19 protein-coding genes are annotated in these 21269 nt (G+C 73.4%); 7 read left to right on the top strand and 12 right to left on the bottom strand.

The window, feature by feature from the left end:
* Positions 1 to 43: 43 nt before the first annotated feature.
* Both ACZ470_RS14535 and ACZ470_RS14530 read left to right on the top strand, forming a co-directional pair.
* Entirely contained in the window at positions 44 to 1528 is a 1485-nt protein-coding gene (locus ACZ470_RS14535) for an MFS transporter (protein ID WP_468427233.1), read from the top strand.
* Between the two features lie 92 nt (positions 1529 to 1620).
* Complete coding sequence (locus tag ACZ470_RS14530) at positions 1621 to 1905, top strand: DUF6332 family protein (RefSeq protein ID WP_468427232.1); 285 nt, start codon at positions 1621 to 1623, stop codon at positions 1903 to 1905.
* Here the strand turns inward: ACZ470_RS14530 and ACZ470_RS14525 are convergent.
* From ACZ470_RS14525 to ACZ470_RS14515, 3 genes are read right to left on the bottom strand one after another with little or no spacing between them, the layout of a single operon-like run.
* Complete coding sequence (locus tag ACZ470_RS14525; protein WP_468427231.1) at positions 1866 to 2531, bottom strand: response regulator; 666 nt, start codon at positions 2529 to 2531, stop codon at positions 1866 to 1868. The genes ACZ470_RS14530 and ACZ470_RS14525 overlap by 40 nt on opposite strands.
* On the bottom strand, positions 2528 to 3808 hold the full coding sequence (locus tag ACZ470_RS14520; protein WP_468427230.1) for a sensor histidine kinase: 1281 nt from the start codon (positions 3806 to 3808) through the stop codon (positions 2528 to 2530). The genes ACZ470_RS14525 and ACZ470_RS14520 overlap by 4 nt, the downstream gene beginning before the upstream one ends.
* 52 nt (positions 3809 to 3860) lie before the next feature.
* Positions 3861 to 6014, bottom strand: a complete 2154-nt coding sequence (locus tag ACZ470_RS14515) for an MMPL family transporter (protein ID WP_468427229.1) — start codon at positions 6012 to 6014, stop codon at positions 3861 to 3863.
* A 109-nt stretch (positions 6015 to 6123) separates the two neighbouring features.
* Between ACZ470_RS14515 and ACZ470_RS14510 the strand changes: the two genes are divergently transcribed.
* The gene (locus tag ACZ470_RS14510) at positions 6124 to 6954 is read left to right on the top strand and encodes an AfsR/SARP family transcriptional regulator (protein WP_468427228.1); all 831 of its coding nucleotides are present in this window, start codon (positions 6124 to 6126) and stop codon (positions 6952 to 6954) included.
* 790 nt (positions 6955 to 7744) lie between these two features.
* On the opposite strand, the gene ACZ470_RS14505 is transcribed toward ACZ470_RS14510, so the two are convergent.
* On the bottom strand, positions 7745 to 8977 hold the full coding sequence (locus ACZ470_RS14505) for a geranylgeranyl reductase family protein (protein ID WP_468427227.1): 1233 nt from the start codon (positions 8975 to 8977) through the stop codon (positions 7745 to 7747).
* Positions 8978 to 9171: 194 nt separating this feature from the next.
* Between ACZ470_RS14505 and ACZ470_RS14500 the strand changes: the two genes are divergently transcribed.
* Positions 9172 to 10524, top strand: a complete 1353-nt coding sequence (locus tag ACZ470_RS14500; protein WP_468427226.1) for a M20/M25/M40 family metallo-hydrolase — start codon at positions 9172 to 9174, stop codon at positions 10522 to 10524.
* A gap of 513 nt (positions 10525 to 11037) precedes the next feature.
* Here ACZ470_RS14500 and ACZ470_RS14495 read toward each other — a convergent pair.
* The 3 genes from ACZ470_RS14495 to ACZ470_RS14485 all read right to left on the bottom strand — a co-directional run bounded on the left by ACZ470_RS14495 (position 11038) and on the right by ACZ470_RS14485 (position 13439).
* Positions 11038 to 12078, bottom strand: a complete 1041-nt coding sequence (locus ACZ470_RS14495) for an NUDIX hydrolase (protein WP_468427225.1) — start codon at positions 12076 to 12078, stop codon at positions 11038 to 11040.
* Between the two features lie 138 nt (positions 12079 to 12216).
* A complete protein-coding gene (locus ACZ470_RS14490; protein WP_468427224.1) occupies positions 12217 to 12408 on the bottom strand; it encodes a hypothetical protein in 192 nt (63 codons plus the stop codon).
* A 77-nt stretch (positions 12409 to 12485) separates the two neighbouring features.
* Positions 12486 to 13439 (bottom strand): ROK family protein, encoded by a 954-nt coding sequence (locus tag ACZ470_RS14485; RefSeq protein WP_468427223.1) that lies wholly within the window; start codon positions 13437 to 13439, stop codon positions 12486 to 12488.
* A gap of 196 nt (positions 13440 to 13635) precedes the next feature.
* On the opposite strand from ACZ470_RS14485, the gene ACZ470_RS14480 reads away from it, so the two are divergent.
* Together ACZ470_RS14480 and ACZ470_RS14475 are read left to right on the top strand one after the other, a co-directional pair.
* Positions 13636 to 14730, top strand: coding sequence for a LacI family DNA-binding transcriptional regulator (locus tag ACZ470_RS14480; RefSeq protein WP_468427222.1), 1095 nt, complete (start codon positions 13636 to 13638; stop codon positions 14728 to 14730).
* Positions 14731 to 14737: 7 nt separating this feature from the next.
* Complete coding sequence (locus ACZ470_RS14475) at positions 14738 to 15541, top strand: hypothetical protein (protein WP_468427221.1); 804 nt, start codon at positions 14738 to 14740, stop codon at positions 15539 to 15541.
* Here the strand turns inward: ACZ470_RS14475 and ACZ470_RS14470 are convergent.
* The 4 genes from ACZ470_RS14470 to ACZ470_RS14455 form a co-directional block, all read right to left on the bottom strand.
* On the bottom strand, positions 15487 to 17196 hold the full coding sequence (locus ACZ470_RS14470; protein ID WP_468427220.1) for a serine/threonine-protein kinase: 1710 nt from the start codon (positions 17194 to 17196) through the stop codon (positions 15487 to 15489). The two genes, ACZ470_RS14475 and ACZ470_RS14470, sit on opposite strands and share 55 nt — an antisense overlap.
* Before the next feature lie 90 nt (positions 17197 to 17286).
* Positions 17287 to 17496, bottom strand: coding sequence for a helix-turn-helix domain-containing protein (locus tag ACZ470_RS14465; RefSeq protein WP_468427219.1), 210 nt, complete (start codon positions 17494 to 17496; stop codon positions 17287 to 17289).
* Positions 17496 to 17993: a DUF2975 domain-containing protein gene (locus ACZ470_RS14460; RefSeq protein ID WP_468427218.1), complete on the bottom strand. Its 498-nt coding sequence runs from the start codon at positions 17991 to 17993 to the stop codon at positions 17496 to 17498. Before ACZ470_RS14460 ends, ACZ470_RS14465 begins: the two co-directional genes overlap by 1 nt.
* 77 nt (positions 17994 to 18070) lie before the next feature.
* Entirely contained in the window at positions 18071 to 19372 is a 1302-nt protein-coding gene (locus tag ACZ470_RS14455; RefSeq protein WP_468427217.1) for a DUF6986 family protein, read from the bottom strand.
* Between the two features lie 148 nt (positions 19373 to 19520).
* On the opposite strand from ACZ470_RS14455, the gene ACZ470_RS14450 reads away from it, so the two are divergent.
* The gene (locus ACZ470_RS14450) at positions 19521 to 20423 is read left to right on the top strand and encodes an endonuclease/exonuclease/phosphatase family protein (RefSeq protein ID WP_468427216.1); all 903 of its coding nucleotides are present in this window, start codon (positions 19521 to 19523) and stop codon (positions 20421 to 20423) included.
* A gap of 58 nt (positions 20424 to 20481) precedes the next feature.
* Here the strand turns inward: ACZ470_RS14450 and ACZ470_RS14445 are convergent.
* Positions 20482 to 21269, bottom strand: a 788-nt coding sequence (locus ACZ470_RS14445; RefSeq protein ID WP_468427215.1) for an electron transfer flavoprotein subunit alpha/FixB family protein, incomplete at its 5' end; no start/stop codon positions are given.

The following is a 21269-nucleotide window of genomic DNA, read 5'->3' as shown; positions in this document are numbered from 1 at the left end:
AATGCGTTTGCATTCGATGCATGCGCATGTAAGTCTCTCGGTCATGACCTCTCCGCTCACCACCGTCCCCGACGGACGCTGGACCCCCCGGCTGTGGGGCACCCTGCTGGTGCTCTGCGCCGCGATGTTCCTGGACGCGCTGGACGTGTCCATGGTCGGCGTCGCCCTGCCGTCGATCGGCGCCGATCTCGGCCTGTCCACCTCGTCGCTGCAATGGATCGTCAGCGGCTACATCCTCGGCTACGGAGGGCTGTTGCTGCTCGGCGGCCGGGCAGCCGATCTGCTCGGCCGGCGCCAGGTCTTCCTGGTGGCCCTGGGTGTCTTCGCGGTCGCCTCGCTGCTCGGCGGAGTCGTCGACTCGGGGCCGCTGCTGATCGCCAGCCGGTTCGTGAAGGGCCTGAGCGCGGCCTTCACCGCGCCCGCGGGCCTGTCCATCATCACCACGACGTTCCCCGAGGGTCCACTGCGCAACCGGGCCCTGTCGATCTACACCACCTGCGGCGCCGCCGGCTACTCGATGGGCCTGGTCTTCTCCGGGCTGCTCACCGAGGCCAGTTGGCGGCTCACCATGCTGCTGCCCGCGCCCGTCGCGCTGCTCGCGCTGGCGGCCGGCCTGAAGCTGCTGCCGCGCACCCGGCGGGAACGCGGCCGCGGCGGATACGACATCCCCGGCGCCGTCCTCGGCACGGCCTCGATGCTGCTGCTGGTGTTCACCGTGGTGCAGGCGCCCGAGGTGGGCTGGGCCTCGGCCCGTACGATCCTGTCCTTCGCGGCCGTCGTCGTCCTGCTCGCGGTCTTCGTGGCCGTCGAGCGGCGTAGCCCGAGCCCGCTGATCCGGCTGGGCGTCCTGCGCTCCGGCCCCCAGGTCCGGGCCCAGCTGGGCGCGTTGACCTTCGTCGGCAGCTACATCGGCTTCCAGTTCCTGGTCACGCTCTACATGCAGCAACTGCTCGGCTGGTCGGCGCTGCACACCGCGCTGGCCTTCCTGCCGGCGGGCGCGCTGGTGGCGCTGTCGGCCACCAAGGTCGGCGCCGTGATCGACCGTTTCGGCACCGCACGGCTGATCGTCGTCGGCTTCGCGCTGATGGTCGCCGGATACGTGCTCTTCCTGCGCATCGACCTCGACCCGGTCTACGCGGCCGTCATCCTGCCGACCATGCTGCTCGTCGGCTCCGGTTTCGCGCTGACCTTCCCCTCGCTGAACGTCCAGGCCACGAACGGTGTCGACGAACACGAGCAGGGCATGGTCTCCGGGCTGCTCAACACCTCGGTGCAGGTGGGCGGGGCGATCTTCCTCGCGGTGGTGACGGCCGTGGTGACCGCGAACTCCTCCGAGAACGCCACTCCGCAGGAGGTCCTCGACAGCTACCGGCCGGGCCTGGTCGTGGTGGCGGTCATCGCCCTCACCGGTCTGCTCATCACGCTCACCGGACTGCGCGGCGGCGGCCGCGCCGGCGGCCGGTCCGTGGTCGTGGCCACGTCCACCCCCCGGGAGACGGAGACGGAGCGCGTCGGCGCCCGTGATTAGGGGGACCGTCTCCCACTGTGCGCCCGGCGGGCCGGTTGCCCGTCGGGCGCACGGCTGCTTGACTCCGTGCGGGACCGGACATGGGGGCGAGTATGACGGGTCACGGAGGACGACGGAGTCAGGCCGAGCGGGACGCGATCACCGTGGAGATCGGGTACGCGCTGTGCAGCGCGGCCTTCGCGGCGGCGGTCGTCCTCGGCGCCGTCGCGGGACCGGCGCTGCTCTTCGCCTGGCCTGGCACCCTGGAGACGGTGCTGGTCCGCACCGCGGTGGTGCTCGCGGCCGTCCTGTTCGCCGTCCGCACGGTCGCCGTGCTGGTCCGGTTCCGGCGAGCGGATCAGCCCAGCCAGCCCGGCCGCACCAACCCCGACTCATAGGCCAGGACGACCAGTTGGGCCCGGTCACGGGCGCCCAGCTTCACCATGGTGCGGCTGACATGGGTCTTCGCGGTGAGCGGGCTGACCACCAGCCGGCGGGCGATCTCCTCGTTGGACAGGCCGATGCCGACCAGGGCCATCACCTCCCGTTCCCGCTCGGTGAGCCCGGTCAGGGCGTCGGCGGCGGCAGGTTCCTTGGAACGGGCCGCGAACTCCGCGATCAGCCGACGGGTCACACCGGGCGAGAGCAGCGCGTCGCCGTCGACCACCGCCCGCACCGCGCGCAGCAGTTCCTCCGGCTCCGTGTCCTTGACCAGGAAGCCCGAGGCGCCCGAGCGGATCGCCTCGAAGACGTACTCGTCCAGCTCGAAGGTGGTGAGCATGACCACCTTGACGTCCCCCAGTTCCGCGTCTCCGGTGACCCGGCGGGTCGCGGCGAGACCGTCGAGCGCCGGCATGCGGATGTCCATCAGCACGACGTCGGGCCGCAGTTCGCGGATCAGCCGCACGGCCTCCTCGCCGTCGGACGCCTCCCCCGCCACCTCGATGTCCGGCTGCGCGTCCAGCAGCGCCCGGAATCCTGCCCGGACCAGTGACTGGTCGTCGGCGAGCAGTACGCGGATCACCGGTCCTCCTTGGCCTCGATCGGCAGCACGGCGAGCACCCGGAACCCTCCGTCCGGGCGCGGGCCCGCCTCGATGGTGCCATCCAGCGCGGCGGCCCGCTCCCGCATTCCGGCGAGCCCGTTGCCGCTGCCCCCCGCGTCGGCTCCGGTGGCGGGTCCGTCGTCGTCGACGCGCAGCCGCAGCCGCCCCTCGCGCCGTTCGATGCGGACACGGGCCTCGCGCGAGCCCGAGTGCCGTACGACATTGGTGAGGGCCTCCTGGACGATGCGGAACGCGGCCAGGTCGGCGCCGGGCGGCAGGCGCGGCGGTTCGCCCTCGACCGTCACGGTGAGGCCCGCGCTCGCGGCCTGTTCCACCAGCTCGGGCAGCCGGTCCAGACCGGGCGCCGGGGCGCGCGGCGCGGCGCCCGGTGCGCGCAGCGTGTCGAGCACCTGACGCACCTCCCCCAGCGCCTCCTTGCTCTTCTCCTTGATGGTGGTGAGCGCGCTGCGCGCCTGCTCGGGGTCGCTGTCGAGCAGGGCGAGTCCCACACCCGCCTGCACATTGATGACGGAGATGCTGTGCGCGAGCACGTCGTGCAGCTCGCGGGCGATCCGCAGCCGCTCCTCGTCCGCGCGCCGCCGTGCCGCCTGGGCCCGCTCGGCGCGCTCCCGCGCCCACTGCTCACGCCGGGTCCTGGCCAGCTCCGACACCGCCACGAGCGCCACCACCCAGGTGGCGATCACGATCTCCTCGTTCCAGGAGGCGGCCGCGTCACCGGACGGCGGCAGCCACCGGTACAGCACCTGCGCGATCAGCGCGTGCCCCGCCCAGAACGTCCCCATCGCCGCCCAGGAGGCATGCCGGTGTCCGGAGACGACGGCGCTGAAGCAGGCCACGGCGACGGTGAGGAACACCGGCCCGTACGGATATCCGGCACCGATGTAGAGCAGGACGGCGGCGACCGACCCGAACACCACGGGCACCGGGTGACGCCGCCGCCACAGCAGCATCGCCCCGGCCACGAACAGCAGCACCCGTGCGACGGGGTCGAGGGCGACCCGCTCGCCCTGCTGGGCGTGGTCGGCGAAGTTGGAGCCAATCAGCACGAACGCGGTGAGCAGCACGGTGGAGCGCCAGGGCCACCGGGGGCGGCGGTCCTCGTCGCCCCCGGTGGCCTCGTCGCCCTCGTCGGGCCGGTGGCTCCATCCGGGCGGGCCGTGTCGCCACCACCGGGGAGGGCGCCCGTGGCGCCACCACCCGGGCGGCCCCGCTCCGCGCCCACGCTGTCCGTCCATGCCGCCACGCTAGACGGCGGGTGCCCCGCGCGGCGTCACCCCGGCGTGGTGATCACACGTACTCCCTGTGAAGTACCTCGGCCGGTGCGTCGGCCTCCCTGATCCGCAGTCGGCGCAGGGGGCGCGGCGCCCACCAGTTCGCCCGCCCGGCGAGCCGCATCGCCACCGGCAGCAGCACGACCCGGATGAGGGTGGCGTCCACGAGGATCGTCAGGGCGGTGCCGACCCCGAGCTCCTTGAGGAAGACGACGCCGCCGGTGGCGTAGGACAGGAAGGACAGGGCGAGGATGCCGGCCGCGGCGGTGATCAGCGGGGCGCTGCGCCGGATGCCCTCACCGACGGCCTTCCCGGTGTCGCCGGTGCGGTCGTGCTCCTCCTTGATGCGGGCCAGCAGGAAGACCTCGTAGTCCATCGACAGTCCGTAGGCCACGCAGAACATCAGCACCGGGATGCTGGGCTCGATCGATCCGGTCGGGGTGAAGCCGAGTAGCCCGGACAGGTTCCCGTCCTGGAAGACCCACACCAGGCAGCCGAACATCACCGACAGGCTCAGCAGGTTCAGCACGGTCGCCTTGAGCGGCAGCAGGACGCTGCCCGTCATCAGGAAGAGGATCACGTAGGTCGTCGCCAGCACGAGGCCCAGGGCGAGGGGGAGGCGGTCGAGGAGGGTGGAGCGGAAGTCGGTCGTCTCGCCGGGGTAGCCGCCGACCAGGGCACCGGCCGGGGCCGGGGTGTCCCGGACGCGCTCCACGAAGGCGGGAACGTCGCCGCGCATGGTCTCCTGGGTCGGTACGACGGCGAGCCGCGCCCGCCCGTCCGGTGCCGTCAGCCGGTCCTGGCCGGGCGGAGCGGTGCGCCGGCCCTCCCGGTAGGTGCCGTCGGGCGCGTCGACCTGGAAGACGCCGGGGATGCGGGAGAGTCCGGCCGCGTACGCGCGGGTGTCGGCCGGCCGGTCGAGGACGACCTGGACCGTGTCCGTGGGTTCGGCGGCGAACTCCCGGTGTACGATCTCCGAGGTGGTGCGCGAGGACGTGCCCTCGGGCAGGGTGCGTTCGTCGGGAAGCCCGAAGCGCAGACCCAGCAGGGGCGAGGCGGCCAGCAGCAGGACGCCCAGCACGGCGGCACCGGCCGGGAGCGGTCGGCGCATGGCGGCGAGCGCGGTGCGGTGCCAGAGCCCGGAGGCGGGCGCGGCGGGGCGTTCCACGCGGTGGCCCCAGCGGGCGAGGGCGGCGGGCAGGAACAGCACCGCCCCGGCGACCGCCGCGAGGACGACGAGCACCCCCGCGTACGCGAACGAGCTCAGGAAGAAGAACGGGAACACCAGCAGCGCGCACAGCGACGCCGCGACCGTCACCCCGCTGAACACCACCGTGCGCCCGGCGGCCGTGGTCGCGCCGAGGACCGCGTCCCGCTGGGGGCGTCCGGCGGCGCGCTCCTCCCGGTAGCGGCTGATCACGAAGAGGCTGTAGTCGACGCCCAGTCCGAGCCCCAGCACCAGCGCGAGGTTCGCGGCGAACGTGGACACCTCCGTGAACTGCGCGAGCGCCCGCAGTCCGGCGAGGGTGCCGACGACGGAGAACAGTCCGACGGCGACGGTGAGCAGGGCGGCGACCGTCCGCCGGTACACGAGGACCAGCAGGAGCAGCACGGCGGGCAGAGCGAACGCCTCCGCGCGCAGGAAGTCGGCCCGTGCCTCCTCGCCGACCTGCCGGGAGATCTCCTCCTGTCCGCCCACGCGGACGTCGAGGGTCGCGGTGGTGCGCGCCAACCGGGGCGACAGCGTGGCGAGTTCGTTCCTGGTGTCGGTGGCCGAGCCCTCCAGCCGGGCCAGGACCAGGGCACGCCGGCCGTCCTCCGCGCGCAGGGCGGGGCTGTCCGCGTCCCAGTAGGAGGTGACGTCGGTGACGAGCGGCAACCGCTCCATCTCGGCCACGAGTTCACGGGCCGCCCGCTCGGTGCGGGCACTGTCGACGTCGCCGTCGCGTGCCGTGACCAGCAGGGCGAGATTGGGGTTGCCGGTGCGGAAGTCCTCGCGCAGCACGTCGGCCGCGCGCACCGACTCGGTCCCGGGGGAACTCCAGCGGGAGAGGTCGAGATCGTCCTGGGCGCCCGCGCCGTAGGCGCCGAGACCGAGGAAGAGCAACAGGAAGCCGACCAGCACGGCACGGCTGTACCGCACGGCCAGTCGGCCGGACCGGGTGAGCATGAAGGGCCTTTCAGCGAGGACTTCACGGACGAGGGACACCGTCGGCCCGGCCGCTGGAAGGCCCGCTGGAAGATCCGCTGGAACGCGGGGACCGGGATACGCTCGACGCATGGGTGAGGGGGCCGACGGGATGAACGCGGGCGCGAACGAGGCGGCGGCGACCGGCGGGGCGCGCGGGCCACGTGTGGAACTGCTGGGCCCGCTGCGGGCGTTGCGCGGCGGCACGGAGATTCCGCTCGGGCCGCCGAAGCAGCGCGTGGTGCTGGCCGTGCTGCTGCTCCAGGAGGGCCGACCGATCTCCTACGACGGTCTGGTGGAGGGCGTCTGGGGCGGGGCGCCGCCGGTTCATGTGCGCAACCTGGTGCAGAAGTACGTCTCCGGGCTGCGCGGCGCGCTCGGGGAGGGGCCGGAGCTGCGATGGACCGGCGCCGGGTACCGGCTGACCGGTGTCCGCGCCGACGATCTGGCCGAGCGCCGGCGGCTGGTCGACGAGGCGCTCGCCGCGCGCCGCGCCGGTGAGGTGCGGCGTGCGGTCGAACTGGCCCGCCGTGCCGAGGAGCTGTGGCGGGGTGAGTTCGTCGAGGGGCTGCGGGCGCCGTACCTCGAGGCCGAGCGGCTGCGGTGGGCCGAGAAGCGGCTCACGGTCCTGGAAGGGCTGCTGGAGGGCGAGATCGCGCTCGGCCGGTCCTTCGAGCACCTGCACGAACTCGTCCGGCTCGTGGCGGCGCACCCGCTGCGCGAACGTCTCGCGGAGCTGCTGATGCTGGCCCTGTGCCGCACCGGCCGCCCCGCGGACGCGCTCGCCGTGTACGAGGAGACGCGGCGGCGGCTCGCCGAGGCGATGGGGGCGGACCCGGGGCCCGGGCTGCGCTCGTTGCACGCCCGGGTCCTTCGTCAGGACCCGGCACTGCTGCCCTCGCCCCCGGTCCCGGCGGCCTGACGATCCGGACACCGCCCCGCGGCTCGCAATCCTCCAGGACCTCCGTCGAGCTGCCCGGACAACCTCCGAGCCGACGAGCCCGAAGAGCCGCGCCGGACCACCGCCACCTCGCGCGGCGGACCGGGCACAAAGTCGGCGACCCTCGGCACGGCCCCGACCCACAGGTCGCACGGCAGCAGGGACCGAACCCAGCCACGCACCCCCTCACACACCACCGTCCGGCACCGCGCGGGGCCGACGCCACCGGCCCTCCACACGGCCCCGACCCACAGGTCGCGCGGCAGCGAGGGCCGGGCACGGCCTCGGCACACCCCCTCCGGCACCACGCGGACCCAGCGTCACCGGCCCTCCACACGGCCCCGACCCACAAGTCGCACGGCAGCAGGGACCGAACCCAGCCACGCACCCCCTCACACACCACCGTCCGGCACCGCCCGGGCCCAGCGCCACCGGCCCTCCACACGGCCCCGACCCGCAAGTCGCGCAGCATCAAGGGCCGGGCACGGCCTCGGGCGCCGCCGTCCGGCACCGCGCGGGCCCAGCGCCAACGGCCCACCGCACAGCCCCGACCCACAAGTCGCACGGCAGCAGGGGCCGCACACGCCCTGGCACACCACCGTCCGGCACCGCGCGGGCCCAGCGCCAACGGCCCTCCGCACAGCCCCGGCCCGCGAGTCGGGCGGCAGCGAGGGCCGGGCGTGCCCCCGGGTACCGCCGTCCGGCGCCGGGCGGGGTCGGCGTCAGCGGCATGCCCGTGGGGTCCCTCGGGGCCGCCGATGGCGGATCACGGTCAGGAGCCGGTCTCTTCACCGGCGGGCCGCCGGTCCAGGGCCATCAGGGCGCGGTGCGCCAACGGGTGGGTGCGGACCAGCTCGCCGAGCGTCGTCGAGCCCTGGGTGATGTCCTTGAACGCCTTCCATGCCGGGCGGAAGCCCGTGAGGACCGCGTGGAACACCCCCGGACGGCGTTCGAACGCCGCCAGCATCCGCTTGCCGACGCTCATCTCCACACCGAGGCCCGCCTTGACGGCGAAGGCGTAGTTCAGCGCCTGGCGGCGGGTGTCCACGGCGTCGTGGGCCTCGGCGATCCGCACCGCCCACTCCCCCGCCAGCCGGCCCGAGCGCAGTGCGAAGGAGATGCCCTCGCGGGTCCACGGCTCCAGCAGTCCGGCCGCGTCGCCGCACACCAGCACCCGGCCGCGCGACAGCGGGGAGTCGTCGGCGCGGCAGCGGGTCAAGTGACCCGAGGAGATGGACGGTTCGAAGCCGGCCAGGCCGAGCCGCCCGATGAAGTCCTCCAAGTACCGCTTGGTCGCGGCCCCTTCACCGCGTCGCGAGATCACGCCGACGGTGAGCGTGTCGCCCTTCGGGAACACCCAGCCGTAACTGCCGGGCATGGGGCCCCAGTCGATGAGCACCCGCCCCTTCCAGTCCTCGGCGACGGTCTCCGGCACCGGGATCTCCGCCTCCAGGCCGAGGTCGACCTGGTCCACCTTGACGCCGACGTGCGCTCCTATGCGGCCGGCGCTGCCGTCCGCGCCGACCACGGCCCGCGCGAGCACCGTCTCGCCGCCCTGGAGGACGACGGCGACCGTGCGCCGGTCCGGGACGGCGGAGCCGTGCTGCTCCACCCGCTGCACGGCGACGCCGGTGCGCAGTTCGGCGCCCGCCTTCTGCGCGTGCTCCACGAGTTGCTGGTCGAACTCGGGCCGGTTGATCAGCCCGAACAGCATCTGCCGGGACCGGCGGGTCCGGCTGAAGCGGCCGTTGCTGGAGAACGTCACCGCGTGCACCCGGTCCTTGAACGGAAGTTCGAAGCCGGGCGGGAGCGCGTCGCGTGAGGGGCCGATGATGCCGCCGCCGCAGGTTTTGTAGCGCGGCAGTTCCGCCTTCTCCAGCAACAGCACGCGCCGTCCCGCGACCGCCGCCGCGTAGGCGGCCGAAGCCCCCGCGGGTCCCGCGCCCACCACGACGACGTCCCACACCTGCCGCACGTCGTCCGCCGAAGAGTTCTCGCTGCTCACGATGGTCTACTGCTCCCGATCAAGCCGCCTGCCGCTGATGTCCCCCCGCATCCTACGGCGGCGGTCCCCGCGGGCCGCTGTGGGAGGATCGGCGGCGTGAGTGCCCTGTACACGGGTCCTCACGCACACCGCACGATCATCTCGTACAAAGAAGTACTCGGATGTACAACGTCGCACCCACAAGGAGCGTGCCCATGTCGTCGAATCCGGTCGCCGTGACCGTCGCCTCGCTGATGCCCAGGGCGAAGGAGGAGCTCACCGAGCTGGTGGCCTTCAAGTCGGTGGCGGACTTCGACCAGTTCCCGCGCGAGGAGAGCGAGGGCGCCGCCCGCTGGATCGCGGACGCGCTCACCGCCGAGGGCTTCCAGGATGTGGCGCTGCTCGACACCCCGGACGGCACGCAGTCGGTGTACGGCTACCTGCCGGGCCCGGAGGGCGCCCGGACCGTGCTGCTGTACGCGCACTACGACGTGCAGCCGCCGCTGGACGAGGCGGGCTGGGCCACCCCGCCCTTCGAGCTGACGGAGCGCGACGGCCGCTGGTACGGGCGCGGGGCCGCCGACTGCAAGGGCGGCGTGATCATGCACCTGCTGGCGCTGCGCGCGCTGAAAGCGAACGGCGGCGTACCCGTGCACGTCAAGGTGATCGTCGAGGGCTCGGAGGAGCAGGGCACCGGCGGCCTGGAGCGGTACGCCGAGAACCACCCCGACCTGCTGACGGCCGACACCGTCGTCATCGGCGACGCGGGCAACTTCCGCGTCGGCCTGCCGACGGTGACCTCCACCCTGCGCGGCATGACGCTCGTCCGGGTGCGGATCGACACCCTGGAGGGCAATCTGCACTCCGGTCAGTTCGGCGGTGCCGCGCCCGACGCGCTGGCCGCGCTCGTGCGCGTACTGGACTCGCTGCGCGCCGAGGACGGCAGCACCACCGTCGACGGGCTGACCGGCGACAGGGCGTGGGACGGACTTCAGTACGACGACGAGCAGTTCCGCAAGGACGCCAAGGTGCTCGACGGTGTGGAGCTGATCGGTTCCGGCACGGTCGCCGACCGCATCTGGGCGCGTCCGGCGGTCACCGTGCTCGGCATCGACTGCCCTCCGGTGGTCGGCGCCACCCCGTCCGTCCAGGCGAGCGCCCGGGCGCTGATCAGCCTGCGGGTGCCGCCGGGCGTCGACGCGGTGGAGGCGACCCGGCTGCTCCGGGCGCACGTGGAGGCGCACACGCCGTGGGGTGCGTGGGTGACCACCGAGCAGATCGGCCAGGGGCAGGCGTTCCGCGCGGACACCGGCAGCCCGGCGTACCAGGCCATGGCGGACGCGATGGCGGTGGCGTACCCGGGCCAGGAGATGCAGTACGCGGGTCAGGGCGGCTCGATCCCCCTGTGCAACACCCTCGCCGCCCTCTACCCGAAGGCGGAGATCCTGCTCATCGGCCTGAGCGAGCCGGAGGCCCAGATCCACGCGGTGAACGAGAGCGTGTCCCCCGAGGAGCTGGAGCGGCTGTCGGTCGCGGAGGCGCTGTTCCTGCGCAACTACGCGAGCTGACGCGCGTGGTCCGTCGCTCGGCCGGTGGCGGAGCGACGGACCACGGCCGGTCCCGGTCCTGACGGACGCGTCGTCGGTCGTGCCCCTCCCGGCGGAACGCCCGAAAGGGGCACGACGAGAACCAGCCGACGCCCGCCCGCCCCGGCTCTCCCCCACACGGGCCCGGCCCGCACCGCCCTCGAAACACCGGCCCGCCCGGCACACACGCCCGACTGCACCCACCGGCCCCGGCACAAGGGACCAGGGCCAGCCCGGCACTCACGCAACCTGCGCCTACCGGCCCCGAGCTCAGCGGACCAACACACGCCCGACCAACGCCCACGGGCCCCAGGCCCACCCGCCCGGCACACACCGCACCAGGACCCGCCCGCCCGGCACACACCCAACCAGCGCCAACTGGCGCCGGGCTCAGCGGACCGGCACACACCCGACCAACGCCCACCGAACCAGGGCTCACCCGCCCGGCACACACCGGCCCTGGCACACCGGACCAGGGCCCCGCCCACCCGGCGCTCACCCCACCGGCACCCCGGCCTCCAGGTACATCGCCTTCCCCCGTTCCCGCGCCCGCAGGGCCCGGCGCAGGCGTTCGTAGCGGACCGGGGGGAGCAGATCGGCGGCCTCGGCCTCGGAGGCGAAGCGCCAGGCGCGCAGTTCCGGGCCGGGCAGGAGCAGGCGTCCCGCCTCGTCGGAGCCGAGACGCCCGCCGTCGAAGAGCAGCCGCAGGCCGCCGAACCCGGGAGGCGCGGGCGGCTCCCAGTCGACGACGAGGAGCGCCGGTACGTCGTCGAGGCGGATCCCGGTCTCCTCGGCGACCTCGCGCATGCCCGCACGCGCGGGCGCCTCGCCCCGTTCCACGACCCCGCCGGGGAACTCCCAGCCCGGCTTGTAGGTCGGGTCGACGAGCAGCACCCGGTCCTGCTCGTCGAAGAGCAGGACCCCCGCGGCGACCGTCTCGGCCGTGGGCTCGGGCGTCTGCACGATGTCGCACGCCGGCACGGCCCCGCTGCCGACCGCCTCGGCGATCCGCAGGGCGGTGTCGTACGGGGAGAGGGTGCCGCTGTCGATCGGGTAGGCGTCGGCGGTGAGCCACGCGGCGAGGGCCGCCTTGTACGGCTCGATGTGGTCGTACGACCACTGCCGGACGCGCATCTCGCCGTCCGGAAGACCCGCAGGCACCTCCCGTGCGGCTATGCGTTCCCGCAGGATCGTTTCCGCCGGGGCGAGCAGGACATGCCTGACCGGTATTCGACGGGCGGCGAGCCCACCGAAGATCTCGTCGCGGTACTCCTGCCGCAGCAGGGTCATGGGGACCACGAGGGTCCCGCCGAGCTCGGCGAGCATCGCTGCCGCCGTGTCGATCACGAGTCGTCGCCAGATCGGGAGGTCCTGGAAGTCGCCGACCTCGGCGAGGCGCTTGGGCGGAAGCAGATGTTCCAGTGCTCCGCCGATGACCTCGGGGTCGAAGAGCGTGCTGTTCGGGATCAGCTCGATCAGTTCGCGCGCGGTGGTGGTCTTTCCCGCACCGAACGCCCCGTTGACCCAGACGATCACGTTTCCCCCTCTTCTGTTGGCCCCCTGTGGCTTGCCCGCTCCACCCTGCCACGGAAACCAGCTCCAGTTGAGAACGCGTGACAGCGGCGCCGGTGCCCTCGAGGGACACCGGCGCCGCGCGTTCCGCCGTGGGGACCGTCAGTCCCGGTCGTGCCGGTCGACGTCCAGGTCCAGGGTGTTGTTCTCGGCGACGGTCCGGTCGAGGGTGCTGAGCGTGTCGTCCACGTCGAGCGGGGCGACCCCGTCGGCGACGGCGTGCGACGGGGAGACGGCCGCGACGACGAAGCCGGTGGCGAGGGAGGCGATGGCCAGCATGCTGCGCTTCTTCATACCCGCCTCAACTCCGGAACCGCCCCGGGGGTCACGCACGGGTTCACAGCACCGCCGCGCTCCCGCCCGGGCCGCCCTCAGACGCCCGCGACCGCCGTGTCCGTCATGCCGGCCAGTGCCGCCGCCGCCGCGCCCACCAGGCCCGCGTCCGTGCCCATCCGGGCCGGGGTCACCGCGAGGCGCTGGACGAACGACAGCGTGGCGTACTCGGTGAGGGCCTTGCGGAGGGGGGTGAGAAGGACATCGCCCGCCTTGCCGACGCCGCCGCCGATCACGGCGATGTCGATCTCGACCAGCGTCGCGGTCGCCGCGATCCCCGCGGCCAGCGCCCTGGCCGCCCGCTCGAAGGAGGCCACCGCCACCGGATCCCCCGCGCGGGCGGAGGCGGCCACCGCGGCGGCGGAGGTGTCGCCGTCCCGGCCGGGCAGCCAGCCGTTCTCCAGGGCGCGGCGGGCGATGTTGGGGCCGCTCGCGACGCGCTCCACACAGCCGCGCGAACCGCACGGGCACGGGTCGCCATCGAGGTCCACGCTGATGTGACCGATGTGGCCGGCGTTCCCGGTGGGCCCGGGGTGCAGCCGGCCGCCGAGCACCAGTCCGCCGCCGACCCCGGTCGAGACGACCATGCACAGCGCGTTGTCGTGGCCGCGGGCGGCACCCTGCCAGTGTTCGGCGGCCGTGATGGCCACGCCGTCGCCGATCAGCTCCACGGGCAGACCGCCGGCCGCGTCCCGGACCCGGGCGACGAGCGGGTAGTCGCGCCAGCCGGGCACGTTCACCGGGCTCACCGTGCCGCCGGAGGCGTCCACGGGGCCGGCGCTGCCGATGCCCACGGCGCCGGCGCGCTGCCACAGCGGGGACGCGGTGAGCTCGCCGAGCACCGCGTCGACCGCCCGCATCACGGTCTCGCCGTCCTCCCGCGCGGGCGTCGGCCGCTGGGCGCGGACCACGATCCGGCCCCGGTGGTCCACCAGGGCGCCGGCGATCTTGGTGCCGCCGATGTCGAGCGCGGCCACGAGGTCGGTGTGCATCAGTGTCGGATCTCCCCGTCAAGCATCGGAATTTCGCCGAGAACGACCATGCGCGACCAAGAGGCAACACATGGAGCACGTACGGCGGCCCCATCGTGCGGTGACGTGCGGGCCGGAGTGTGCGTTGGACAGTGTCCCCCGAGCCTGACAACGTTGTCCAGGCTCTATGCTCGACGCCACATCCTCATACAACCCCATGGACCCACGCATCCCCGTGGCCGACAGGACAGGACATCGCACCGTGCCGGAGACGACCCGCCGCACCGATCGCATCCCAGGGAACCGTTACGGCAACCGTCCGACGATGAAGGACGTGGCCGCCCGCGCGGGGGTCGGGCTCAAGACGGTCTCCCGGGTGGTCAACGGCGAACCGGGGGTCACGCCGGAGACGGAGCGCCGTGTCCAGGAGGCGATCGAGGCGCTCGGCTTCCGCCGCAACGACAGCGCCCGTGTGCTGCGCAAGGGCCGCACCGCCAGCATCGGCCTGGTCCTGGAGGACCTCGCGGACCCGTTCTACGGACCGCTGAGCCGGGCGGTCGAGGAGGTGGCCCGCGCGCACGGCGCCCTGCTGATCAACGGCTCCAGCGCGGAGGACGCCGACCGCGAGCAGGAGCTGGTGCTGGCGCTGTGCGCCCGCCGGGTGGACGGGCTGGTGGTGATCCCGGCCGGTGACGACCACCGCTATCTGGAACCGGAGATCAAGGCGGGTGTCGCCACCGTCTTCGTGGACCGGCCGGCCGGGCACATCGACGCCGACGTCGTCGTGTCGGACAACTACGGCGGTGCCCACGACGGCGTGAGCCACCTCATCGCGCACGGCCACCGCAGGATCGGCTTCATCGGTGACATGCCCCGCATCCACACCGCGGCCGAGCGGCTGCGCGGCTACCGCACCGCCATGGAGGACGCGGGGATAACGGTCGAGGGCTCCTGGATGTCGCTGGGCGTCACCGACCCGGAGCGGGTGCGCCGGGCCGCCGAGGAGATGCTCACCGGCCCGGATCCGGTCACCGCGATCTTCACGGGCAACAACCGGGTGACGGTGACCGTGATCCGGGTGCTGGCCGAGCACACCCGCCCGGTCGCCCTCGTCGGCTTCGACGACATCGAGCTCGCCGATCTGCTCCAGCCGGGCGTCACGGTCGTCGCCCAGGACGCGGCGGCCCTCGGCCGGACCGCCGCCGAGCGCCTGTTCCGCCAGCTCGACGGCACCCTGCTCACCCCGGAGCGCATCGAACTCCCCACCCGGCTGATCACCCGCGGCTCCGGCGAGCTGCCCCCGGCGGACTGAGCGGGCGGTGCCGGTGGAGGAGGACCGCACCCTGCGGGCGCTGGGGCTCGAGAAGGCGCCGCGCGAGCATCCGCTGCTGTATCCGGGCGCCTGGCCGCGGGAGTCGGGGCTGCTGAACGGGGACCGGCTGCTGCCCCTGGACCAACTGGTCTTCGAGGACCGTGTGCCGGTGCTCGCGGTCGGTTCCAACGCCTCTCCCGGTCAGCTGCGGCACAAGATGGCCGAGTCCGGGATCATCACACCGGTCCCGATGGTGCGGACGCGCGTGACGGGCCTCGACATCGGCGTCTCGGCGCACGTCAGCCGCATGGGCTATGTGTCCAACTCACCGGTCCGCTCCCCCGGCACGGTACGGGAGCTGTTCGTCATCTGGCTCGACGCCCGGCAGCTCGGGGTGATCGACGCGAGCGAGGGCGTACCGCGGCCGGACGGCAACTTCCACCGCGCCTGGCTGCCCGCGCCCGACGTGCGGATCGGACTCGCCGACGGTTCCACGCTCCCCGGCGCCTACGTGTACGTGAACCGGCACGGGGTGCTGCACGACGGCACCGGCGTCCCGCGCACCCATCCCGGCCAGCGGGCGCTGCTCACCGATCTGCTGGCGAACGTACCGGGACTGCGCGAGCTGTTCGGGGGCTCCCCCGAGGAGTTCTGCGCGCGGGCCCGCGCCGATCTCGCGCTGTGCGCGCGGGGCACCCGGCTGTTCGTGGCGGAGAACCTGGTCACGGCCTGCGGCCTGGAGCGGTACGTCGGGGCTCAGCAGTACGGCAGTCCCGGCACGGGCGCGTCGTTGGCGCCGCCCTTGATGTAGACGTCGCTGACCCAGACGCCGGTGTTGCCGCTGTCGTCGTCGGTCCTGGCCCACCAGACGTTGGTCCACTCGCCGTTCGTCTCGCGGCGGCCCAGGTTCTGCTGGCAGTAGAAGTAGTTGGTGCCCGCGTTGAGGATGCCGGCCTCGGTGCCGGAGGCGGTGTAGGACGTGGCGGTGCGCCAGACCTGGCAGTTGTACTTGCCCCCGCCGATGGGATGGCAGACGGGGGCCTGAGTGGTCGCGCCGTCCTCCCTTTCCGGCGCGCCGCCGTCGGCGGAGGTGCCGCCGTCCGGGGTCTTCTCGGGGGTGGGCGTGGCGGGGCGGTCGACGGGGGGCTCCTCGGCCTCCTCCTTCTCGTCGGCCGTCTTCGACGGTGCCGTGCTCTTCTCCGCCTCCGCTCCGGGACCCAGGGGGCGGCCGGCGTCGGTGTCGCCGGACGTGGTGGGTGAGGCGGGGGCGTCGGTGCGGGTGCCGCTCGCGTCCGTCCGGGTGTCGTCCGGGGAGGCGAGCAGGGCGACCGTGGTCCCGGCAGCGGCGAGGACGACGGTGACGGCCGCGGCGGCGAGCAGGGCGCGTCCCTTGCGGCGGGGGCGCGCCGGGGAGTTCATGGCGCCGGTCGCCGGGACCGCGTGCGCCCCGGCACCCACGACGCCGGGTCCGGGCCCGCCCGGCTCCGGGCGGGTGGGCCGCTCCGGCGGCCCGAAGCCCGGGGGCACCGCCGGAACACTGCGCTCCGTCTCGGTTCGGCCGGGTGCGGGCACGGGTCCCGGCCAGCGCAGCGCCGTCGTCGGGGTGTCCGCGCCGGCGGCGACGGCCTCCAGGAGTTCGCGCGCCTCGGCGGCCTCCGGGCGGGCCTCGGGCCGCTTGTCCATCAGTCGCCCGAGGACGGGCCCGAGCGGGCCGGCCCGGAGTGACTCGGGGAGCGGCTCGGTGACGATCGCGGTGAGGGTGGAGAACGTCGACGTACGGCGGAAGGGCGAGGCGCCTTCCACGGCCGCGTAGAGCGTGGCGCCGAGGGCCCAGACGTCGGAGGCCGGTCCCGGGACGGCGCCCTGCGCCCGCTCGGGGGCCAGGTAGTCGAGGGAGCCGACGATCTCGCCGCTCCGGGTGAGGTGGGTGGCCGAGCCGTCGCCCGGATCGTCCATGGTGGCGATGCCGAAGTCGGTGAGGACGATCCGGCCGGAGCGGTCGAGCAGGATGTTGCCGGGCTTCACGTCGCGGTGGAGCACGCCGGCCCGGTGCGCGGCGGCCAGCGCGTCCGTCACCGCGGCACCGATCCGGGCGGCCTCGCGCGGATCGAGGGTGCCGCGTTCGCGGAGCACGTCGTCCAGGGACGGCCCGTCGATGAGTTCCATGACGATCAGCGGGCGGCCGTCCACCTCGGCGATGTCGTGCACGGCGATGACGCCGGGGTGGCGGACGCGGGCCGCCGCGCGGGCCTCGCGCTGCATCCGCAGGCCCAGGTCGGCCAGTTCGGAGCCGGCGGCGTCGGTGTAGGTGCGCAGTTCCTTGACCGCGACCTCGCGGCCGAGGACCTCGTCCACCGCCTTCCAGACCACGCCCATGCCGCCGCGTCCCAGCTGCGCGGTGACCCGGTAGCGGCCGGCCAGCAGCCGACCGGTTCCGTCCGCCTGTCCGTACTCCCCCGTTGACACTCTTGCCCCGTTCCTCGACACCACCGACCGTGCGTGGCGTACAGCCTAAGGGGCACGGCTGACGGGTCCGGGCCGGGCCCGAGACGGGCGCTAGTCCCCGGACTCCCAGCGCAGCAGGTCACCGGGCTGGCATTCGAGTACTTCGCAGAGCGCGGCGAGGGTCGTGAAGCGGACCGCCTTGGCGCGGCCGTTCTTGAGCACCGCCAGATTGGCCGGCGTGATCCCGACGCGCTCGGCCAGTTCACCCACGGACATCTTCCGTTTGGCCAGCATCACGTCGATGTCGACGGCGATCGGCATCAGATCACCTCGGCCAGCTCGGCCTGCATCCGCGACGCCTCGACATCGCGTGCGACCGCCTGGGCCAGCAGCATCCGCAGGACGAGGACGACGAGCGCGATCCCGAGGACCGCCAGGCCGACTCCGCCCAGCAGCGCCACGACGCCCGGTGCCACGGCCTCACCGGGCGCGAGGAGGGCGCCGAGCGCGAACACCAGCAGTGCGGCGGCGACGAACGCGCCGATGACGATGTGCACGTAGCGGAAGGCGGCGTGCGAGAAGACGGTGCCGCGCCGCACCATCGTCACCAGCCGCCAGACGCAGACCAGCACCGTCTGGGCCGTCAGCACTCCGAGGACCACGATGAGGAGCAAGGGGACGCGCAGGTAGGAGTAGTCCGCGTCCAGTCCTTCGAGGTCGCTCGCCATGAGCGGCACGAGCACCGCCTGTATACCCAGGGATCCCGCCAGCAACATCACCATCACGGCGCGCAGCGCGAGCACGGTCAGCCGCCCCATCGCCCCTCCTTCTCTCGAACCACGATGAGAATCTATCGATATTCGATAGGAGAGGCAAGCGGCTACCCGGCCGCCCGCTAGGCGGAGGCCGTGAGGTCCCCGCGCCGGGGCGCCGCGAGTCCCTCCAGGTCGGCACGGGACAGACCGGACAGGCGGGCCACCTCGGCGATGTCCAGGGCACCGCAGTCCAGGCCGCGCAGCAGGTATCCGGAGAGGGCCTTGGCGGTGGCGGGCTCGTCCATGACGTCGCCCCCGGTCCGGCCCACGTACCGGGCGAGGCGGTCGGCGGCCTGCTCGAAGCCCTCGCGGTAGAAGGCGAAGACGGCCGCGTAGCGGGTGGGGAGGTGGCCGGGGTGCATGTCCCAGCCCTGGTAGTAGGCGCGGGCGAGGGCCCGGCGGGTGAGGCCGTAGTGCAGCCGCCAGGCGTCGTGGACCTTCTCCGTGGGACCGACGGGCAGCACGTTGGTGGAGCCGTCCGAGACGCGTACGCCGGTACCCGCGGCGGCGACCTGCATGACGGCCTTGGCGTGGTCGGCGGCCGGGTGGTCGCTCGCCTGGTGCGCGGCGGAGACACCGAGGCAGGCGCTGTAGTCGAAGGTGCCGTAGTGCAGGCCGGTGGCCCGGCCCTCGGCGGCCTGGATCATGCGGGCGACGGCGGCGGTGCCGTCGGCGGCGAGGATGGACTGGCTGGTCTCGATCTGGATCTCGAAGCCGATCCGGCCGGGTTCGAGCCCGCGCGCCTTCTCGAAGGCGTCGAGGAGCCGGGCCATGGCGGTGACCTGCTCGGGATAGGTGACCTTGGGCAGGGTCAGGACCAGTCCGTCCGGCAGGCCGCCGGCCTCCGTCAGGCCGGTGAGGAAGATGTCGAGGGTGCGGATGCCGCGGTCGCGCACCGCGGCTTCCATGCACTTCATCCGGATTCCCATGTACGGGGCCGCGGTGCCGTCGGCGTAGGCCCCGGCGATCAGCCGTGCCGCGCGGGCCGCCGCCTCGTCCTCCTCGGCGTCGGGGCGGTTGCCGTAGCCGTCCTCGAAGTCGACGCGCAGGTCCTCCACCGGTTCGCGCTCCAGCTTGGCGCGGACGCGGCCGTACACGTCCTCGGCCAGCGTGTCGTCCAGTCCGAGGACGGCGGCGAAGGAGGCGGCGTCCGGGGCGTGTTCGTCGAGCGCGGCGAGGGCCCGGTCGCCCCAGGTGCGGAGGGTGTCGGCGGCGAAGGCGTCGCCGGGGACGTAGACGGTGTGGACGGGCTGACGGGTGCCGGGGTCTCCCGGGTAGCGGCGCTCCAGTTCGGCGTCGACCGGCGCGAGGGAGGCACCGATCTCCTCGCCGACGGCGTCCGCGAGACTCGTCGCCACCCGCTCCTGCTGCCCCTGCCCCATTCCACAGCCTCCCGAAGTTCCGTGATGCGGAATCAACAATTCGTAGAACGAAGTTATCCGGCGACCTTCGGGCCGGTCAACACCGTCTTCGCGACCCGGTCCGCTCCGCCATCTCGTCATGTTCACGTCTGTATGGCACCGTTTGCCCGTGCCGACCCACAGCCGTGTCACGCGCCGCCTGGGACTGAAGGGCGCGCTCGCCGCCTCCGTCGTCCTCCCGCTCTCCAGTACAGCACTGTCCCCGGGGCCGGCCTCGGCGGACGAACGCCTGGGGCGACCGCTGGAGGTCATGTCGTTCAACCTGCGCTTCGCGAGCACGGCCGAACCGAACAGCTGGGCCGTCCGCCGCCCCGTGATGCGGCAGCTGCTGCGCCGGGAGCGCCCGCACGTCCTCGGCACCCAGGAGGGCCTGTACGGGCAGCTGCGCGACATCGAGGCCGATCTGGGGCCGTCGTACGACTGGATCGGCACCGGACGGGCGGGCGGGAGCCGGGACGAGTTCATGGCCGTCTTCTACGACACCCGGCGGCTCGTCCCGGTGGAGTACGACCACTTCTGGCTGTCCGACACCCCGGACGTGATCGCCTCGAACACCTGGGGCAACGCCCACATCCGCATGGTCACGTGGGTCCGCTTCCGGGATCTGCGGGCCGGCGGGCGGGAGTTCTGCGTCCTGGACACCCATCTGGACAACGCGAGCCAGTACGCGCGGGAGCGGGCCGCCGCCCTCATCGCCGAACGCGTCGGCCTGCTGGCCCGCTCGCTGCCGGTGGTCGTGACGGGCGACTTCAATGTCGCGGCCCACGCGAACCCGGTGTACGACACGATGCTGGGCGCCGGGCTCGTGGACACCTGGGACGCGGCGGCCGAGACCGGGGAGGCGTACGGGACGTTCCACGGGTACCAGCCGCTGGTTCCGGGTGGTCCGCGCATCGACTGGATCCTGGCCACGCCCGGCGTCTCGGTGCACCGGTCCGGGGTCAACACGTTCGCGCGGGACGGCCAGTTCCCGAGCGACCATCTGCCGGTGCAGGCGGCCCTGACCCTGTGACGCGCCGAGGCCCCCGCGACCGGCGCGGTCGCGGGGGCCTCGGACGGGCCGCGGGTGATCAACCCTTGCGGGTCTTGACCTCTTCGGTGAGCTGCGGGACGACGTCGAACAGGTCGCCGACGATGCCGTAGTCGACCAGGTCGAAGATCGGGGCCTCGGCGTCCTTGTTGATGGCCACGATGGTCTTCGAGGTCTGCATGCCGGCCCGGTGCTGGATCGCTCCGGAGATGCCGGAGGCGATGTACAGCTGCGGCGAGACCGACTTGCCGGTCTGACCGACCTGGTTGGTGTGCGGGTACCAGCCGGCGTCGACGGCGGCGCGCGAGGCACCGACGGCCGCGCCGAGCGAGTCGGCGAGCGCCTCGATGATCGCGAAGTTCTCGGCGCCGTTGACACCGCGGCCGCCGGAGACCACGATCGCGGCCTCGGTCAGCTCCGGGCGGCCGGTCGACTCGCGCGGCGTGCGGCCGGTGACCTTGGTGCCGGTGGCGGCGTCGGAGAAGGACACGCTCAGGGCCTCGACCGCACCGGCGGCCGGGGCGGCCTCCACGGCGGCCGAGTTCGGCTTGACCGTGATGACCGGAGTGCCCTTGGAGACACGGGACTTGGTGGTGTACGAGGCGGCGAACACCGACTGGGTGGCCACCGGGCCCTCGTCGCCGGCCTCCAGGTCGACGGCGTCGGTGATGATGCCGGATCCGAGACGCAGCGCCAGGCGGGCGGCGATCTCCTTGCCCTCGGCGGAGGAGGACACCAGCACGGCGGCCGGGGAGACGGCCTCGTGGGCGGCCTGGAGGGCGTCCACCTTCGGCACGACCAGGTAGTCGGCGTACTCGGCGGCCTCGT

The sequence above is a fragment of the Streptomyces sp. NPDC031111 genome (assembly GCF_055570675.1).
This window is presented reverse-complemented; position numbering and strand designations above follow the sequence as displayed.

What these genes read in the sequence shown, in the direction of transcription:
- ACZ470_RS14515 (WP_468427229.1), bottom strand. Translation starts at nt 6,014, where the DNA reads ATGCTCACCCGGTCCGGCCGACTGGCCGTGCGGTACAGCCGTGCCGTG.
- ACZ470_RS14500 (WP_468427226.1), top strand. Translation starts at nt 9,172, where the DNA reads ATGTCGTCGAATCCGGTCGCCGTGACCGTCGCCTCGCTGATGCCCAGG.
- ACZ470_RS14460 (WP_468427218.1), bottom strand. Translation starts at nt 17,993, where the DNA reads ATGGGGCGGCTGACCGTGCTCGCGCTGCGCGCCGTGATGGTGATGTTG.
- ACZ470_RS14480 (WP_468427222.1), top strand. Translation starts at nt 13,636, where the DNA reads ATGGACCCACGCATCCCCGTGGCCGACAGGACAGGACATCGCACCGTG.
- ACZ470_RS14510 (WP_468427228.1), top strand. Translation starts at nt 6,124, where the DNA reads ATGGGTGAGGGGGCCGACGGGATGAACGCGGGCGCGAACGAGGCGGCG.
- ACZ470_RS14530 (WP_468427232.1), top strand. Translation starts at nt 1,621, where the DNA reads ATGACGGGTCACGGAGGACGACGGAGTCAGGCCGAGCGGGACGCGATC.
- ACZ470_RS14485 (WP_468427223.1), bottom strand. Translation starts at nt 13,439, where the DNA reads ATGCACACCGACCTCGTGGCCGCGCTCGACATCGGCGGCACCAAGATC.
- ACZ470_RS14535 (WP_468427233.1), top strand. Translation starts at nt 44, where the DNA reads ATGACCTCTCCGCTCACCACCGTCCCCGACGGACGCTGGACCCCCCGG.
- ACZ470_RS14520 (WP_468427230.1), bottom strand. Translation starts at nt 3,808, where the DNA reads ATGGACGGACAGCGTGGGCGCGGAGCGGGGCCGCCCGGGTGGTGGCGC.
- ACZ470_RS14455 (WP_468427217.1), bottom strand. Translation starts at nt 19,372, where the DNA reads ATGGGGCAGGGGCAGCAGGAGCGGGTGGCGACGAGTCTCGCGGACGCC.
- ACZ470_RS14490 (WP_468427224.1), bottom strand. Translation starts at nt 12,408, where the DNA reads ATGAAGAAGCGCAGCATGCTGGCCATCGCCTCCCTCGCCACCGGCTTC.
- ACZ470_RS14465 (WP_468427219.1), bottom strand. Translation starts at nt 17,496, where the DNA reads ATGCCGATCGCCGTCGACATCGACGTGATGCTGGCCAAACGGAAGATG.